General features: G+C 48.7%; 15 protein-coding genes and 1 pseudogene. 6 read left to right on the forward strand and 10 right to left on the reverse strand.

The window, feature by feature from the left end; all coding sequences use genetic code 11:
- Positions 1–136: 136 nt before the first annotated feature.
- A complete protein-coding gene (locus Q5866_RS19695; protein ID WP_186975136.1) occupies positions 137–886 on the reverse strand; it encodes an N-acetyltransferase in 750 nt (249 codons plus the stop codon).
- 356 nt (positions 887–1242) lie between these two features.
- On the opposite strand from Q5866_RS19695, the gene Q5866_RS19700 reads away from it, so the two are divergent.
- From Q5866_RS19700 to Q5866_RS19710, 3 genes are all read left to right on the forward strand, one after another.
- Entirely contained in the window at positions 1243–2304 is a 1062-nt protein-coding gene (locus Q5866_RS19700) for a nitronate monooxygenase family protein (protein ID WP_303182038.1), read from the forward strand.
- Between the two features lie 234 nt (positions 2305–2538).
- A complete protein-coding gene (locus Q5866_RS19705) occupies positions 2539–3888 on the forward strand; it encodes an MATE family efflux transporter (RefSeq protein ID WP_186975133.1) in 1350 nt (449 codons plus the stop codon).
- Positions 3885–4484, forward strand: a complete 600-nt coding sequence (locus Q5866_RS19710) for a Crp/Fnr family transcriptional regulator (RefSeq protein ID WP_292270410.1) — start codon at positions 3885–3887, stop codon at positions 4482–4484. The genes Q5866_RS19705 and Q5866_RS19710 overlap by 4 nt, the downstream gene beginning before the upstream one ends.
- On the opposite strand, the gene Q5866_RS19715 is transcribed toward Q5866_RS19710, so the two are convergent.
- From Q5866_RS19715 to Q5866_RS19730, 4 genes are all read right to left on the reverse strand, one after another.
- Positions 4456–5079 (reverse strand): phosphoglycerate mutase family protein, encoded by a 624-nt coding sequence (locus tag Q5866_RS19715; RefSeq protein WP_186975131.1) that lies wholly within the window; start codon positions 5077–5079, stop codon positions 4456–4458. The genes Q5866_RS19710 and Q5866_RS19715 overlap by 29 nt on opposite strands.
- A 9-nt stretch (positions 5080–5088) precedes the next feature.
- On the reverse strand, positions 5089–5511 hold the full coding sequence (locus tag Q5866_RS19720; RefSeq protein ID WP_186975130.1) for a Fur family transcriptional regulator: 423 nt from the start codon (positions 5509–5511) through the stop codon (positions 5089–5091).
- A 5-nt stretch (positions 5512–5516) separates the two neighbouring features.
- Positions 5517–7388 carry a heavy metal translocating P-type ATPase gene (locus Q5866_RS19725; RefSeq protein WP_292270414.1) on the reverse strand — a complete coding sequence of 624 codons (1872 nt, stop codon included), beginning with the start codon at positions 7386–7388 and terminating at the stop codon, positions 5517–5519.
- Positions 7389–7536: 148 nt separating this feature from the next.
- On the reverse strand, positions 7537–7884 hold the full coding sequence (locus tag Q5866_RS19730) for a helix-turn-helix domain-containing protein (protein ID WP_099292097.1): 348 nt from the start codon (positions 7882–7884) through the stop codon (positions 7537–7539).
- Positions 7885–8050: 166 nt separating this feature from the next.
- On the opposite strand from Q5866_RS19730, the gene Q5866_RS19735 reads away from it, so the two are divergent.
- The gene (locus Q5866_RS19735) at positions 8051–8584 is read left to right on the forward strand and encodes a DJ-1/PfpI family protein (RefSeq protein ID WP_292270418.1); all 534 of its coding nucleotides are present in this window, start codon (positions 8051–8053) and stop codon (positions 8582–8584) included.
- Between the two features lie 78 nt (positions 8585–8662).
- Here Q5866_RS19735 and Q5866_RS19740 read toward each other — a convergent pair whose 3' ends face one another.
- The 3 genes from Q5866_RS19740 to Q5866_RS19750 all read right to left on the reverse strand — a co-directional run bounded on the left by Q5866_RS19740 (position 8663) and on the right by Q5866_RS19750 (position 11443).
- The gene (locus Q5866_RS19740; protein WP_292270421.1) at positions 8663–9700 is read right to left on the reverse strand and encodes an inorganic phosphate transporter; all 1038 of its coding nucleotides are present in this window, start codon (positions 9698–9700) and stop codon (positions 8663–8665) included.
- 5 nt (positions 9701–9705) lie between these two features.
- Positions 9706–10356, reverse strand: coding sequence for a DUF47 domain-containing protein (locus tag Q5866_RS19745; protein ID WP_303182042.1), 651 nt, complete (start codon positions 10354–10356; stop codon positions 9706–9708).
- Positions 10357–10444: 88 nt separating this feature from the next.
- Positions 10445–11443, reverse strand: coding sequence for a 4Fe-4S binding protein (locus Q5866_RS19750; RefSeq protein ID WP_292270424.1), 999 nt, complete (start codon positions 11441–11443; stop codon positions 10445–10447).
- A 133-nt stretch (positions 11444–11576) separates the two neighbouring features.
- Between Q5866_RS19750 and Q5866_RS19755 the strand changes: the two genes are divergently transcribed.
- Complete coding sequence (locus Q5866_RS19755; RefSeq protein WP_303182045.1) at positions 11577–13841, forward strand: cation:proton antiporter; 2265 nt, start codon at positions 11577–11579, stop codon at positions 13839–13841.
- Between the two features lie 72 nt (positions 13842–13913).
- On the opposite strand, the gene Q5866_RS19760 is transcribed toward Q5866_RS19755, so the two are convergent.
- Both Q5866_RS19760 and Q5866_RS19765 read right to left on the reverse strand, forming a co-directional pair.
- Positions 13914–14462 carry a hypothetical protein gene (locus Q5866_RS19760; protein ID WP_303182043.1) on the reverse strand — a complete coding sequence of 183 codons (549 nt, stop codon included), beginning with the start codon at positions 14460–14462 and terminating at the stop codon, positions 13914–13916.
- 77 nt (positions 14463–14539) lie between these two features.
- Positions 14540–15652, reverse strand: a pseudogene (locus Q5866_RS19765) (DNA polymerase III subunit gamma/tau); the annotation flags it as partial.
- Positions 15653–16223: 571 nt separating this feature from the next.
- On the opposite strand from Q5866_RS19765, the gene Q5866_RS19770 reads away from it, so the two are divergent.
- Positions 16224–16614, forward strand: a 391-nt coding sequence (locus Q5866_RS19770; RefSeq protein WP_303182044.1) for a 4Fe-4S binding protein, incomplete at its 3' end; no start/stop codon positions are given.

The following is a 16614-nucleotide window of genomic DNA, read 5'->3' on the forward strand; positions in this document are numbered from 1 at the left end:
TACATGCCTGTCACGCATGGGGTCGCGGGTTCGAGTCCCGTCCAGACCGCAAAAAGTCTGTAAATCATATGATTTACAGACTTTTTGCTTTTAACTACATGACGATTATCAACGAGGAAAAGCTAAAATGATAATTTCATTTTTTGAGAATTCTCTCCAAATAGCTGACATCCAGTAAATTCACTGTCTCGAAATTTCCTTTATAAAACACTCCCCAGTTATTGAAAACGCAAGGTAATTCCTTTGCTTTTTGCAACGTATCCACTTGAATTAAAGACACGGGAACGTTGTTCGTTTCACAATATTGTTTTATGAGCTCGATTTTTTGATAGATATAGGGACATTGCATATCGTAATAAATTGTCAGCACGTTGCTTTCAATCTTCTGCTTTTTGGCATTTGGCGCGAACGCCGGTATTGTTCCGTCAAAAGAAAGTGCAAGCAATTCATATCCATCATCGGTAGCATCAACAACCTCGAAGCCGAATTTCTTCGCAAATGATTGGTCGGAAAGCCAAGATTTTTGCTTCTTTGCCCCGAGCATACAAATGCCAGATTTACCTTTCTCTTTGGCATCAGCCAAACAATACTCCATCAGTAATTTTCCATACCCTTTTCCCTTATCACTACCAAGAACCCACAAGCAATAGACGTAATAATAATTGTTTCCAATCACGGGAACCCAAGCCGTTTCAAGAGGAGCGTATTCAATAAAAACCGTAGCCTTCGCGTTCAATTTTCTAAAGACATGACCTTCACTCAGCCTGTCCGAGAGCCATTGTCGTTTGGCGTCAATACCCTGATGGGGCTTTTTACTGCGGATGATGCAGCATAAATGCTCGTTGGTCAGGTTCTCTGTTGTTAAGTTTACAAAATCAGTATTCATGTGCATCTCGCTTCAAATTAGATATTATCAATCAACCGGTTGCAATTGTATCGCTCTACTATCCATGTTATGAAGTCCAAATGTAGTGAATTTATACCGTTTTCCCGTGTACTATCATCAACTTATTTAGCCTAAAGCTAGTATATTTCATAAATTTATTATTACCTTTACACCGTGAACAGTGTAAGTTTATTCTGATCGTTATCGTATGTATTTTTGTCGGACTGGTGACATCCGCTCTTTTTTCATCGTTGAATCAGACCAGTATGACTTTCCTTGTTTTGTTAGTAATAGCCCCAAAAAACTGTCGTGCGGACTGAAAAGGGCACATGTTAAATATCAACGATGTTGTAAAAATGAAATCATTTTTTATTGGTAAATACGAGATCAAGCTGCCTATTATACAGGGCGGTATGGGTGTCGGTGTATCATTGAACAAACTGGCTTCCGCCGTGGCTAACGAAGGCGGAGTCGGAGTTATCTCGGCAGCGGGATTAGGACTCCTTTACCCTCAATTCAAAGGGAATTATCTGGAAAAATGCATTTACGGGCTTAGCGAGGAACTTCGGAAAGCCCGTGAAAAAACATACGGTGTTATCGGCGTGAATATCATGGTAGCCCTTTCCAACTTTTCGGATATGGTGCGGACGGCTATCGCGGAGAAAGCCGACGTTATCTTTGCCGGGGCGGGGCTTCCGTTGAATCTCCCGTCATTCTTGACAAAGGACAGCAAAACCATGCTGGTACCCATCGTATCCTCGGCACGGGCAGCAAAGCTGATTTGCGAAAAATGGTTGACGAATTACAACTATCTTCCCGATGCACTCGTGGTGGAAGGTCCGAAAGCCGGCGGACACTTGGGTTTCAAAAAGGAACAAATCGAGGATGAAAATTACTCTCTCGAACATTTGATCCCGGAAGTAGTGGAAATAGCGAAAAGTTACGCCGAACAGAAAAACATTCCGGTTATTGCCGCCGGGGGTATATCCACCGGAAAAGACATTGCCCGGTTCTTGAAACTCGGCGCCTCGGCAGCACAAATGGGTTCCATCTTCGTACCCACGGAAGAGTGCGATGCCTCCACGGAATTTAAAGAAGTGTACATTCACTCGGATAAAAAAGACGTTCGCATCATTCAAAGTCCGGTAGGAATGCCCGGTCGTGCTTTCGACGGGGAATTTATCCGGGACGTTGCCGAGGGTAAAAAGAAACCTAAATCCTGTCCTTTCCATTGCATCAAAACTTGCGACTACACCAAAAGCCCTTACTGCATTATCAAGGCGCTTTACAATGCTGCAATCGGAAACCTAAAGGAAGGATACGCTTTCGCCGGTCAGAACGCCTACTTGGCGAATAAGATCAGCAGCGTGAAAGAAGTTATCGCAAACCTAAAGGCGGACTTTTCATTGAGTTTATAAAGTTCATAAGGTTTATAAGGTTTATAAAGTAACAGATGTCCTTCGGACAATGCTAATCGGCAGTTTGAGTTGCCGCAAAAAGCACCCCGCGGGGGTCTACGAACTTTATAAACCTTATAAACCTTATAAACTTTATGAACTAAATATATTTTCCCCGCTTTTTTACCATAAAGGTAACTTTTCCCAAAGATCATAGCCGTACCTTTGCAGCCGGAAATAAAAAACGAAAAGATTATGATGCAGGACAGTATTGATTTCGGGACGATGAATATTCCCAAGTTATTTCGCAAGATGTTTATTCCCACCTTGTTGGGGATGGTTCTTTCGGCCACGATCACGATTATCGACGGGATATTTGTGGGACGCGGCGTGGGGAGCGACGCACTCGCGGCGGTAAATATCGTTGCCCCGTTCTTCATGTTGTCGGCGGGTATCGGTCTTATGTTCGGCGTCGGGGCTTCTATCGTCGCATCCATCCACTTGGCACACAACAAGGTGAAAGTTGCCAGTATAAATATCACGCAGGCAATTACCGTATCGTTAAGTATCACGGTTCTGCTGTGCGCCTTGGTCATGCTATTCAGAACGGACATGGCTTACCTGCTCGGCAGTTCCGACCTCTTGTTGCCTCTCGTGTTGGAATACATGAATTGGATCGTGCCTTTCCTTGCCTGCAATATGCTATTGAGCGTGGGATTGTTTGTCATTCGTCTGGACGGTTCCCCGACGTTCGCCATGATGTGTAGTGCCGTTCCCGCGGCGATAAATCTAGTGCTGGACTACGTCCTCGTGTTCCCGTTGCAGCTCGGTTTGGCGGGAGCCGCCATCGCTTCGGTAATCTCGGTCGTGGTCGGGAGTATCATGATACTGGTTTACCTGCTTAAATATAACAAGGTATTGTATCTTTACCGCCCGAAATTTTCCCTCAAAAGCATACGCTTGACGATAAGAAATATCGGGTACATGATAAAACTGGGTTTCTCGGCATTCCTCAACGAGGCCGCCATTGCCTGCATGATGCTCGTCGGCAACTACGTTTTCATCCATTATCTCGGAGAGGACGGCGTGGCGGCGTATAGCGTTGCCTGCTACTGGTTCCCGATTGTTTTCATGGTAAACAACGCCATCGCGCAATCCACCCAGCCGATCATCAGTTACAACTACGGTGCGGGACAATGGATACGGGTGAAGCAGGCATTCCGGCTCTCGTTGAAATTCGCTATCATTTGCGGGGCTCTGGCTTGTCTCGTGACCATCGTGCTATGCCCCGCGGTGGTGTCCCTCTTCCTCGGCAGCACGGGTAACGCACGGGAAATTGCCATACAGGGCATCCCCTACTTCGCGCTCGGCTTCCTGTTCTTCGCGCTTAACATCGTGTGTATCGGGTATTTCCAGAGCATCGAGAAATTCAAGCAAGCGACGTTCTTTACCGTCCTCCGGGGTATTGTTATCATCACCGTGTGCTTTGTCAGCCTCCCGCTCCTCTGGGGAATAAAAGGGATATGGCTGGCGGTACCATTCACGGAATTGATTACCTTTGCCATTATCGTATCGTACTATTTACGCCAGCACTTTAAAAGATGAAAGATACCACTTTGCAGATAATAACGAGTCGTTTGTCCGCCACCGAGCATGAAATACAGACACTCTTGGAGAATGCGGAGGAACAAACGTTCTCCCACAAGGATATCATTGTCCACGAGGGGGAATCGAACAGTAACCTTTATATCATCACCCGCGGCGTGTGGCGTGCTTACACGTTCAAGGACGGTTCGGAAGCCACTCTGTGGTTCGCCGGCGAAGGCGAAATCGCTTTCTCCACGTGGGGATACGTGGCAAACATCCCTTCCCGTCTGACCTTGGAAGCCGTGACGGACAGCGAGGCTTATTGCCTGACCAAAGAGAAACTGGAACAATTGTACCGTTCCTCCGTGCAGTTGGCAAATCTCGGGCGAAGGATTCTTGAAAACTTCATGCTGGAAATCGAAATCTCTTGGCTGGACTCGTATAACCGCACCGCTTTCGAGCGCTACGTGATGCTCCTGCAAAAACAACCGGAAATCATACAGTCCGTTCCCTTGAAGCATATAGCGTCGTACCTTGGTGTCACGGCTCAATCCCTAAGTCGCATCAGGGCTCAGTTAGTCCGGCTCACGGAATCCACTCCACCACTCCCGTGACGGGATGCCGTTTACGCCAGTTCATGAAATCGGTGTACGTGCGGACGCCGTCCCGAAGGACTGCCTGATAATACTCCACGCCCATGATTTTTTCGTCATCGGGAGTTTCGTGTTTCAGCCTCAATATAGTTCCCCGCGTTTCCGGTGTCAGTACTTGAGTGATTCGCTCCGCCATCCGCTCGAAAAAACCGTCATAACGGGAACCACCCAGTATATGAATCATGTCAATCTGCCACTCGTCACCCTCCCGGTCGAGGTAATAAGCGTGCCACTCGATACAGTGCTCGTCGGTATCCAATGAATTGATACATTCCACCCGCCGGATAGCCGGATGCTCTGCCAGCTTCGCCATAGCGGCAAAACTGTCGGCAATCACGACGGGATTGGAATAGACGTGAAAGTCGATATCCAGATGCTTCACCAGTAAACCCGTTTTTACCGATCCTACCAACCGGGGTTCCACTCCCACTGACCGCCAAATAGCCTCGATGCCGGTATCCGCGATAATTTCCTTGGCTCGCCGCAGGTTACGGAGAGCTAAATTTTCGATCGTTTGCCTCGGGCAAGTTGCGGGTTGCAGGTTCTTACTGTCCATAGATATATCTCATTTTTTCAAGGCACAATCTTCACACAAGCCTTTCAGCACGTAATTGATGCTTTCGAGGGTGAAGTTCATCGGTAAATCGACTGTCGGCACGTGTATTTTTCGCAGGCAATAGGTTTTGTGACAATTCCGGCAATAGAAATGGGCGTGCAGGTCGTCGATAGAACAGGTACATTCATTACTGCACACGGAATACTTCAATGAACCGGAACCGTCGTCAATACAATGAATCAAGTGATGATCCAGAAAAAGATTGATCGTCCGGAATATCGTGGACTTATCTACCGTGTCCAAATCGTTCTCCAGATCAAGCAGGCTGAACGCCCGCGTAAACCGTAACATACCTTTTAATATCAGTAGCCGCATGGCGGTGGGTTTAATTCCCCGCCTTTCCAGTTTATCCAAATATACCGTTTCTTCCATATCCTTTATTTTACCTGTATCCTTATTGCGTTGAGAATCGCCAGCAGGGCAACCCCGACATCGGCAAAGACGGCCTCCCACATGGTAGCGACCCCGAATGCCCCAAGCACCAGTACTACCAGCTTCACGCCGAATGCCAACGCAATATTCTGCCACACCACGCGGCGGGTAACTTTTCCGATCTTGACGGCGGTTGCAATCTTGCCCGGCTGATCGGTCTGTATCACCACGTCGGCAATCTCTATCGCGGCATCGCTCCCGAGTCCACCCATGGCAATCCCCACGTCAGCGAGGGCAAGTACCGGGGCATCGTTGATCCCGTCACCCGCGAAAGCCACTTTCCTGCCCGGCTCGGCTTTCAACTCTTCCAACCGAGCCACTTTATCTGCCGGGAGTAAATCACCGTAAGCTTTGTCGATACCCAAACTTTTCGCTAATTTAGTAACAATTGCCTGTTTATCTCCCGATAATACCTCAATATTATTAATATTTAAACTTTTTAATGCCGCAATCGCATCCGCCGCATCTTCCTTCGGCGCATCCGCCAACAAGAGATAGCCCGCATACACGCCGTCCACCGCGCAAACGACTACCGTTTCCGGCACGCTCGCCAAACCCGCAGGATACGTCACCCCGTTTGCGTCCAGCAACCGCGTGTTCCCGACCAACACTTCCCGCCCGTCGACACGGACACTCAACCCGTGACCGGGTAATTCTTTCGCATCCGTCACCGCCAGCGGCTCGATTCCCCGCAACCGGACGTACCGTACGACCGCTTTCGCCACGGGGTGCGTGCTATTTCCCTCTGCCGCCGCCACGATTGCCAGCATCGTGTCCGCCTCGAAACCGTTCCCGGCGTGTGCCTCCCGTACCTCGAACTCACCCCGCGTGAGTGTACCCGTTTTGTCAAACACGACCGTGTTTACCCGCGTGATCGCATCGAGATAGTTTCCCCCTTTGAACAGGATCCCGTGACGGGATGCCGCCCCAATTCCCCCGAAATACCCCAGCGGGATACTCACCACGAGAGCACACGGGCAAGAGATCACCAGAAACACGAGGGCACGATACAGCCAATCGTCAAAGACATAAGCAAATCCCGGCTGCGCCAGCGAATAGATAAAGGGCAACAACACGATCAATACCGCCAACCCCGTCACCACGGGCGTGTAAACCCGGGCGAAACGACGGATAAACAACTCCGTCGGTGCTTTCCGTTCCGTGGCGTTCTGCACCATTTCCAGCACGTGCGCCAGCTCGCTCCGGTCATAAGGTCGCGTCACCCGTACCCGTACCACCCGATCCATGGCGATCATCCCCGCCAACACGGATTCACCTTGCCGGATATCCCGGGGCAAACTCTCGCCTGTCAACGCCGACGTGTTGAATGCCGCCGTTTCGCCCAGCATCACGCCATCGAGCGGCACCCGTTCACCCGCCTTCACCTCCACCGTCTCGCCGACCTGCACGTTTGCCGGGACTTCCGCCACGACACTGCCCCCGCGAACCACCGCCGCCACTTCCGGACGCACGTCAAGCAACGCCTTCACGCGGGAACGGGCACGTTCCACCGCCGCATCTTGAAACTTCTCCCCGACGGAATAGAACAGCATCACCGCCACTCCCTCCGGGTATTCCCCGATATAAAAAGCCCCGAGTGCCGCCACGCTCATCAACATAAACTCGTTAAAATACTCCCGTTCCCACAGGCAGCCAACAGCTTCCCGCAACACGGGCAAACCTACCGGAAGAAACGCCACCGCGTACCACATCGCCCTCACGTGTCCCTCCCCGAACCACACCGCATTTCCCCATGTCATCCCGATCCCGCTAACCAACAGGATAAATGACACGATCTCTTTCACGTATTGTTTCATAACCTTTCGTTTTATTTCCGGCAAAGGTACAGAGATAATCTTGCAACCAAATTGCAAAAAAAAACAGAACACACGCATTCCCGGCATTACCGTTCACACGCGTGTTCTCCGAGTTGACACTCTGTATCCGCTTGAAGACGCTAACGCGTCAGTGTCCTTCCCTGCTTTCCACGATCTCCGGCATGTGCTGCATCGCCCAATCGACGAGCGTCCGGATATGGGGCATCAAGCTTTCGCCCGTTCTCGTCAGTTGATACTCTACCCGCGGGGGTACTTCGGCGTACACCTTGCGCGACACTAACCCGTCCGCCTCGAGGATACGCAGGGTCACCGTCAGCATTCGCTGCGAGATATCCGCAATAGCGTTGTGAATATCCCGAAAACGCATTGTTCCGTTCGCTTCCAGCGTCACCAGCACCAGCATCGACCATTTGTCCCCCAGACGACTCAACACGTCACGTATAGGACATTTCCCGTTAGCGTGAAAATTTTTCATTTTTTTTATCAATATATCCCGTTTAGTATCAACATTACTAACATCCGTGTAACTATCTTATCTCCAAGTACGTTCTTGTTTTTACGAATTAGATAGCATACTTTTGCTATACAAAAGTAATAAACTTACTTAATAGAACTATTGTTTCACGCTAAAAAAATACATTATGGCAAAGAAAGTTGCAGTTTTGGCAGTAAACCCGGTCAACGGGTTCGGTTTATTCCAGTACTTGGAAGCGTTTTTCGAGAACGGGATACCTTATAAAGTATTCGCGGTTGCCGACACGAAAGAGATCAAAACAAACTCCGGTATCACCCTGTTTGCCGACGACGTGATCACCCACCTCAAGGGACACGAGGATGAATACGACGCACTCGTGTTCGGTTGTGGCGACGCCATGCCCAAGTTCGGCGAGAATGCCGGGAAACCTTACAATCAGGATATGCTCGCCGTTATCAAGGCTTTTGGCGACAAGGGGAAAATTATTATCGGTCACTGTGCCGCAGCCATGATGTTTGATGCCACGGGTATCAGCACCGGCAAGAAAGTGACAGTCCATCCGCTGGCAAAAGCCGCCATACAAAAAGGCATCGCTACCGACGAGAAATTCGAGATCGATGGTAATTTCTACACTGCCCAGACAGAAAACACGATCTGGACGATGATGCCGCAATTAATCGAGAGATTGAAAACGAATTGACCCGGTAATTGCCGAATCCCTCATTCTTGAAGTCCCCAAGCGTGGGGACTTCAAGAATAAAGGTGTCAAAAGTCAATTTCAATTGCCCGGCATCGTCATGAACAACCCCATGATCCAGTACACGAGTCCGGACATCACGATGGTCGCAGGGATAGTCAATACCCATGCCGCCACGATATTCGTCGCCGTTGCCCAACGGACGGATGCCACACCTTTCGTGATGCCGACGCCGATGATGGCACCGGTGATGGTATGCGTGGTACTCACGGGAATACCCAGAACTGCCGTTCCCATCAACGTCAACGCACCGGATGTTTCGGCACAGAATCCTTGGACGGGTTTCAACCGTGCCAACCCGTCGCCCAAGGTCTTGATCACTTTCTTTCCCCCAACGATGGTACCCAAGGCGATCACCGAGTAGCAAGTGACGATCAACCACACGGGCACGTGGAACGCTCCCGTGTTCTCGTACAGGTATTCACTCACGAAAGTGTTGCTACCTGCCACGCTATAAAGCAATATAGCGATGATACCCATCGTTTTCTGGGCATCGTTCGCACCATGTCCCAAACTGAATATAGCGGAAGAGAATAATTGCAATCCTTTGAACAAACCCTCGACTTTCAACGGGTGTTTGCGCCTGAATATCAACATCGTCAGGCACATCGTGAAAAAACCGAGTATCATACCGATAAGCGGGGAAAGCACGATGAACACTGCAATCTTGATAATCCCGGAAGCCACGAGAGCATCGCTCCCGAAGGTGAACCACACGGGACCGATCAACCCGCCGATCAAGGCATGGGACACGCTGATAGGCATCCCGAAATGAGTACACAACCATACCCAGATGACCGAGCCGATCAAAGCGGCGAAAATCAGGTATTCATTAATCCGGGAGGCTTCCACAATCCCCTCTCCCATCGTATGCGCCACGCTCACGCCGAAGATAAAAATAGCGGCGAAATTCCAGAACGCCGCCCAAAGCACTGCCATAGTGGGAGAGAATACACGAGTGGCGACGATCGTCGCTATCGAGTTTGCCGCGTCGTTCATCCCGTTCAGGAAGTCGAACAAGAGAGCGATCACGATGGCTAAAAGAACTATTGTCAGCATAACGATCAGGCAAATTTGATGATAATACCCCTCACGATGTCACTCACGTCCTTTGCCCGGTCGGTAGCATCTTCCAGTACCTGTCCTATGTTTTTCAATTTAACCAACTCTATCGCGTCTTTCTCGTTGGCAAACACGTCGCTCATGAATTCTTCATACAGGTTATCCACGTCATGCTCTATCTGCTTGATCCGGACACATTTCTCGTTAATCTCCTGCGGTCTTTTCTGGAGTTGATCCAACTCGTCCATGATTTGCCCCAGAATCCGAGCATCCTCGACGATACATTGCGCCATGGCAACCATCAACTGGTTGACGTTTTTCGGCCGATACATCAATACCCTTTTTGCCGCGTCATGGATAAAATCCAACAAAGTATCCATGCTACTTCCCAGACGGTTGATATCCTCCCGGTCGAAAGGGGTCACGAATGTCTTGTTCAATTCCTCGTAGAGCCGTGCCGTGATCTGATCACCACTATGCTCGTAATCTTTGACTTTCTTGTACAAAGTCTTTTGATTTCCAGGTTTCCGCTCTTGCAAAAGTTCAACCAGAAGTTTCGCGGCAGCCTCGATATTAACGGCTTGCTCGATATATAAAGGATAAAACTTTTTTTCCTTTACGACAAATAATTGAAGAAATCGGTCTATTTTCATTTCATTATTGATTAGTACGCAAATGTACAATCCTCCCGCGTATTACAGTGTTAAATTATTACAAAAATATCACATTTCCCGCAAACGTTTACACTCGGGCGATCGAAAGGAAACAAGTGAAAAAGACCAGCGTCGTACCTAGCCATAAACGTTCCGCAGCAAGAGGCGAAAGTCCCCAAAAACGATACTCCAAAGCACCGTGGCGACACACGGCGAGGCAATCGCCGCACAACGTGCAATTCACCGCCGGACGCCCCTTGAGGATGCTCTCCCGGGGCAAAGCATCATAGCGGCATACCCGCGCACAAGCCATGCAACGCGTGCAACGGTCGTTTACCCGGAAACGCCACGGGGATATATACTTCAAATAAGACACCAAGGTGCCCGCCGGACAATAGGTTGAACAATGCGCGGCTATTTTCCGTCCCCGGGATACAAGCACGATTATCCCGACGCCCGCCACTCCCGCAAAGGCAGCTATTAGCGAGGCATAAATCACGGGAATATGAAATAATCTCAATCCCAAAGCCACAAGGATAAACACCGCGAGTACCGTCCAACGGATGCCGGCTCTTGTGCCCGGCTTTATCCCCTGCCGCTTGCCGTTCTTCCCCGCCGCCAGACTGTCCCACGCCCCGAAGTAACACAACTGACTGCACCACGCCCCCCCGGAAAGCAATATCGTGATCAAGAACAAGAAGGGCATAAAGGACATTTCTCCCCGGTAGAATACCCCGACCGGAATCAATCCCGGTATCGGGAAGTGTAACTTGCCGGACATGAGGAAAACGGTATCCGCGAAAATACCCAGAGCCAGTTGAAAGAAAAATACCACGGAAAACAATAACCATATCCGCCGCCGCCAAACGGCACGCTTCGCCCTGTCGAACATCTTTAAATAAAGCCACCCGCCGAACAGTGCCGCCAACACGACCTGCAACCAACCACCGCCGGGCAACAGGCGTTCCGCCAGCAATAGCGGCGGTCGCACCATTACCTGCACGAGCGAGAGCAACGCTCCCGTGACCAGCATCGTCACGACGGCACCCGTAACTCCTTCTTTTTTTACATGGTTATTTTTAATCATAACGGGGCAAAGATAATATTTTCGAACCGTAAGCTTTATCCTCGAAATAGAAAATATACAAAAACATGCCGTCATCCCGTATATCCAATCCATAAAAGCATTAACTTTGTCGTCGATAATAATAAACAGCTATATGTCGGGCATTCCTGTTTTAATTTCGGATCTGGCGGTCATTCTTTTTTCTGCAGGACTGATAACCATTATTTTTAAATGGCTAAAACAGCCGGTCGTGTTAGGATATATCATGGCAGGCATCATCGCGGGACCTTACACGTTCGGCGGCCCCATGGTCACAGACTCGGCAAATATCCAAATATGGGCCGATATCGGGGTTATTTTCCTCCTGTTCGCCTTGGGACTCGATTTCAGTTTCAAAAAGCTGATGAATGTCGGCGGTACCGCCATGATTAGCGCCCTCACGATCGTGGGAGCTATGATGATGTTGGGATACTCTGCCGGACTGGCACTCGGCTGGGGGCACATGAACAGCCTCTTCCTCGGGGGTATGCTGTCCATGTCGTCCACGACGATTATTTTCAAGGCTTTCGAGGACATGGGATTACGAGGGCAACGTTTCGCGGGGGTAGTCTTCGGTATCCTCGTCGTGGAAGACCTTTTCGCCGTTGTCTTGATGGTATTGTTGTCCACCTTGGCGGTAAGCAAGCATTTCGAGGGAATGGAAATGGCAAACAGCATACTGAAACTTGTCGCTTTCCTTGTTTTTTGGTCGATCACGGGTATTTTCCTGATACCCACTTTTCTCAAAAAAGCGAAACAGTGGTTGAATGCCGAAACACTGCTCGTCGTGTCGCTAGGTTTATGCCTCGGCATGGTTTTATTGGCAGTTAAGGCGGGTTTCTCTGCGGCATTGGGGGCATTCGTCATGGGTTCGATTCTGGCTGAAACCGTAGAGGCGGAGAATATCGAACACTTGATCAAGCCGGTAAAAGATCTTTTCGGGGCAATATTCTTTGTTTCCGTCGGCATGATGATCGATCCCGCCATGCTGATCGAGTACTGGTTCCCGATCTTGTTGATCACCGTCGTGGTCATGGTGGGACAAATTACCTTTTCCGCTTTCGGAATACTACTTTCCGGTCAGAACTTGAAAATAGCCATCCAGTCCGGTTTTTCGCTCGCGCAAATCGGCGAATTCGCATTTATCATCGCGTCACTGGGAATGTCGCTGCACGTGACGGACGAATTTCTCTATCCTATCGTTGTTACCGTATCGGTCATTACCACGTTCTTTACCCCCTACATGATCCGGCTATCGGAACCGGCTTACCGGTTCGTGAATAATCATCTGCCCCAAGCATGGATTCGCTTCCTTGACAGGTACAGCACGGGAACAAACACGATACACCATAAAGGGATGTGGACCCGGCTACTGAAGGCCTTATTACGTATCGTGATTACCTACACTATACTCTCTATCTTCACGATCGTCCTTTTCCTGCAATACCTCACGCCGATTATCCGACAGGAATTACCGGGGATACAAGGCGGAATAGTCAGCGCTATTGCCATATTGTTGCTGATTTCCCCGTTTCTCCGTGCCATGATGATGAAGAAAAATCACTCGGAAGAGTTTCAACACCTCTGGAACGACAGTAAATACAACCGGGGACCGCTCGTGTCGCTCATCGTGCTGCGTGTAGCCTTGTGTATCGGAATTGTCATGTTCGTGATTTCCAGCCTCGTGAACGTGGCGGCAGGACTTTTATTGCTGATCGCGAGTGCCATTATCCTGTTTTTCATTTATTCCAAACGACTGAAGAAGTATTCTATCCTGCTGGAAAGGCGTTTCCTGCGTAATTTCACGGCACGCCAACAGGAGCAAGAACGCAAATCACCTATCAAACAACGTTTCGTGCAACATTTGCTCAACCGGGATCTTCATTTGGCAGATTTCGAGGTGTCACAATCCTCTCCCAGCGTGGGGAAAACATTAAAAGAATTGAATTTCCGCCAATCCTGCGGGGTAAGCGTGGTAACTATCATCCGCGGCGAGGAACGCATCAATATCCCCGGCGGCGAGGAACGTTTGTACCCGTTTGACCATATCATCGTGGCAGCGACAGATAAAGAGATCGAAGTGTTCCGTAAGTTCGTGGAAGACCGGGTGGAAAAAAGAAAACAGGAACTGGAACAGCAACGCCCGCCCGAAGTCAGTCTGGAACAATTCATAATCGAGGAAAACACCCCGCTGGTAGGGCATTCCATCCGGGAATCCGGCATCCGGGATAAAGCCGCCTGTCTGGTCATCGGTATCGAGCGCAACGGCACGTCCACCATGAATCCCACCCCGGACACCATTTTCGAGGCAGGGGATGTCGTGTGGATCGTGGGCGAAAGGGATAAATTAATCCATTTGGCAGACGGGGAAACGATCTAAATTCCTCCACACAAGCTGACGCTTATTCTGTGATTTAATGCTTTCAGTTCCTGTCATTCTCTAATCACAGAATCACTCTATTTCCAACCCGAAAAGGGCTTTCAATTCACCGACAGCGGGATTAATAGTCACGAAATGTTCAAACTTATCTTTAGAGGTAAACAGACGCTTCTTTTCCTCCCCGTTATTTTTTTCCACGTAGATTTGCACGTTCAGCGTGATATACCCGTTATTCAGTTTCTTCATCAAGAAAGAAAGTAATGCCGGATGTAAATCCATGACTCTGGTCAACAGGAAATCATTATCCACTTCAATCGTAATGACAAATCCCTCCACTTTAGGCGCGTGGGACAAAAGGGCGATCTTCGCCGCCTTATCCTCCTCACCCAAGGTAGCGAGGAATGTTTCCAACGCACCCGACACGTCGGCAAGGGAGAATTCACTTTGAGCCTTCACCCGGTTATCATCAGTTTTTACACTCTGTCTCTCCCGCAGCTCGTTGTGTTTCTCCTTCGTTTCTTCCAATGCCTTTTTCAAATTAAAAGAATGTATATTCTCGGGCTTTCCGCCTGTCTTCGGAGTTACAACGCTGACACTCTTCTCCTCTGCGGGTGGCGTCACACTTACACTGTCCCCGTTCGCTTGCTGGAATTTACCGCTAAATCCTTCGATCTTTAATAACCCGGCAAACTCCTCTATACTAAGGCTTTTTTTTTTAGCTCATTAATCTGGCACAATTTAATCAGAGTGAGTTCCACACACAAGCGTTTCTCCATGCGAATTTTATACTGCATCTCGCATTGCTCGATGACTTTCAAGGCGTCGAAGATGAAATCGGGAGTTACCGTCTGTGCCTGTTGCAGGTAACGCTCTTTGATGGAAGCACTCACTTCCAATAATTGTACTGTTATCGACTCTTTCGCCACTAACAGATCGCGAAAATGTCGACCGAGCCCCGATATCAAGTTTCCGGCATCGAATCCCTTTTCCATGATCTCGTTGAAAAGCAAGAACGTTTCGGCCACCTTCCCGGCATAGAACAAATCGGTTAACCTGAAATAGTAATCGTAATCCAACACGTTCAGATTCTCGATCACTTTATCGTAAGTCAAATTCTTACCGCAGAAACTGACAACCTGATCAAAGATAGAAAGAGCGTCACGCATCGCCCCGTCAGCCTTTTGGGCGATCACGTTCAAAGCCTCCTCCTCTGCCTGTATTCCCTCCTTTGCCGCAATACGCTTCAAATGCTCGATCGTGTCGGGCACCTTAATCCGGTTGAAGTCATATATCTGGCAACGCGACAATATGGTCGGCAGAATCTTGTGCTTTTCCGTCGTCGCCAGAATAAATATGGCATGGGCGGGCGGTTCTTCCAATGTCTTCAGAAACGCATTGAAAGCCGAGGCACTCAACATATGCACCTCGTCGATAATATACACGCTGTAACGCCCCACCTGCGGCAATATCCGTACTTGGTCTACCAATCCGCGGATATCATCCACGCTATTGTTCGAGGCGGCATCCAGTTCATGTATGTTCAACGAACGCCCGCTGTTAAACGCCCGGCAGGACTCGCATTCGTTGCAGGGTTCCGCGTTGGGTTGCAAATTCATACAATTAATCGTCTTGGCAAAAATACGGGCACACGTCGTTTTCCCAACACCGCGCGGTCCGCAAAACAAATAAGCCTGTGCCAATTGTTTATTGAGGATAGCGTTTCTCAACGTGGATGTAATCGAGTGTTGCCCTATCACTGTATCGAAACTTGCAGGTCTGTATTTACGCGCCGAAACAATATAATTCTCCATGAATAATAACTTTCTATTTACTTGTGACTTTCTTTGAACATCGGTCTACAAAATTACAAAGTAAAATGAATTATCACTCTACAAAATCAATTTATTTTTCCTACCGACATCAAACAACTGACATTCCACGATTTATGCCCCTTCCCCCCGACATGTCAAAATATTTTCAGGTTTCCTCTCGTTTTCGAGAAAAAATTCTAAAACGCTCCATAATATTATTCTTAATATAAATGATAATAACACGTATTTTCTAGTTATTAAATTTTATTTAAATACAATTTAAATTCTATTATTATCCTATTATAATAGGCTTTGAATAGGAGTTGAATGGGAATTGAATGGGAGATGCTACAAATCAACTACAAGTATGATACATTATATATAAATATAAATTAACTTATTTTACACGAAACTCTGGAGAAAACAGAGCTATATTTTCCCACGACTCCGTTTTAGTGGAATTGATTTATTTTCGTCATTAGTTTACATTTTTTCGCTTTAAAGCAACAAGTGTATTAACCAGAGTATTAACCGGATATCTTTGTCGTGTAAACTCAAAAACGAAGACATGATGCTACGAAAACTCAGATTGACACTTGCTATGATTTGCTTCGCACTCATCACCCTCCTCTTTCTCGATTTCACGGGAACGCTGCACGGGTGGTTCGGCTGGCTGGCAAAAATCCAATTCCTCCCCGCCGTTCTGGCACTAAACGCGGGAGTTGTCGTATTCCTCGTCCTCCTCACCCTGTTGCTCGGACGAGTGTATTGCTCCGTGCTCTGCCCCTTGGGTGTATTTCAAGACGTGGTGGCATGGTTCGGGAAACGGCGGAAGAAACTACCCTACTCCTACTCCCCCGCCCTGTCGTGGTTGCGGTACGGCATGCTTGGAGTCTTCATTATCGCGCTCGTCGCCGGGATAGGTTCCGTGGTCGCCCTGCCCGCACCTTACAGCTCTTACG

Source organism: uncultured Butyricimonas sp. (assembly GCF_959596855.1).
GTDB lineage: Bacteria > Bacteroidota > Bacteroidia > Bacteroidales > Marinifilaceae > Butyricimonas > Butyricimonas muris.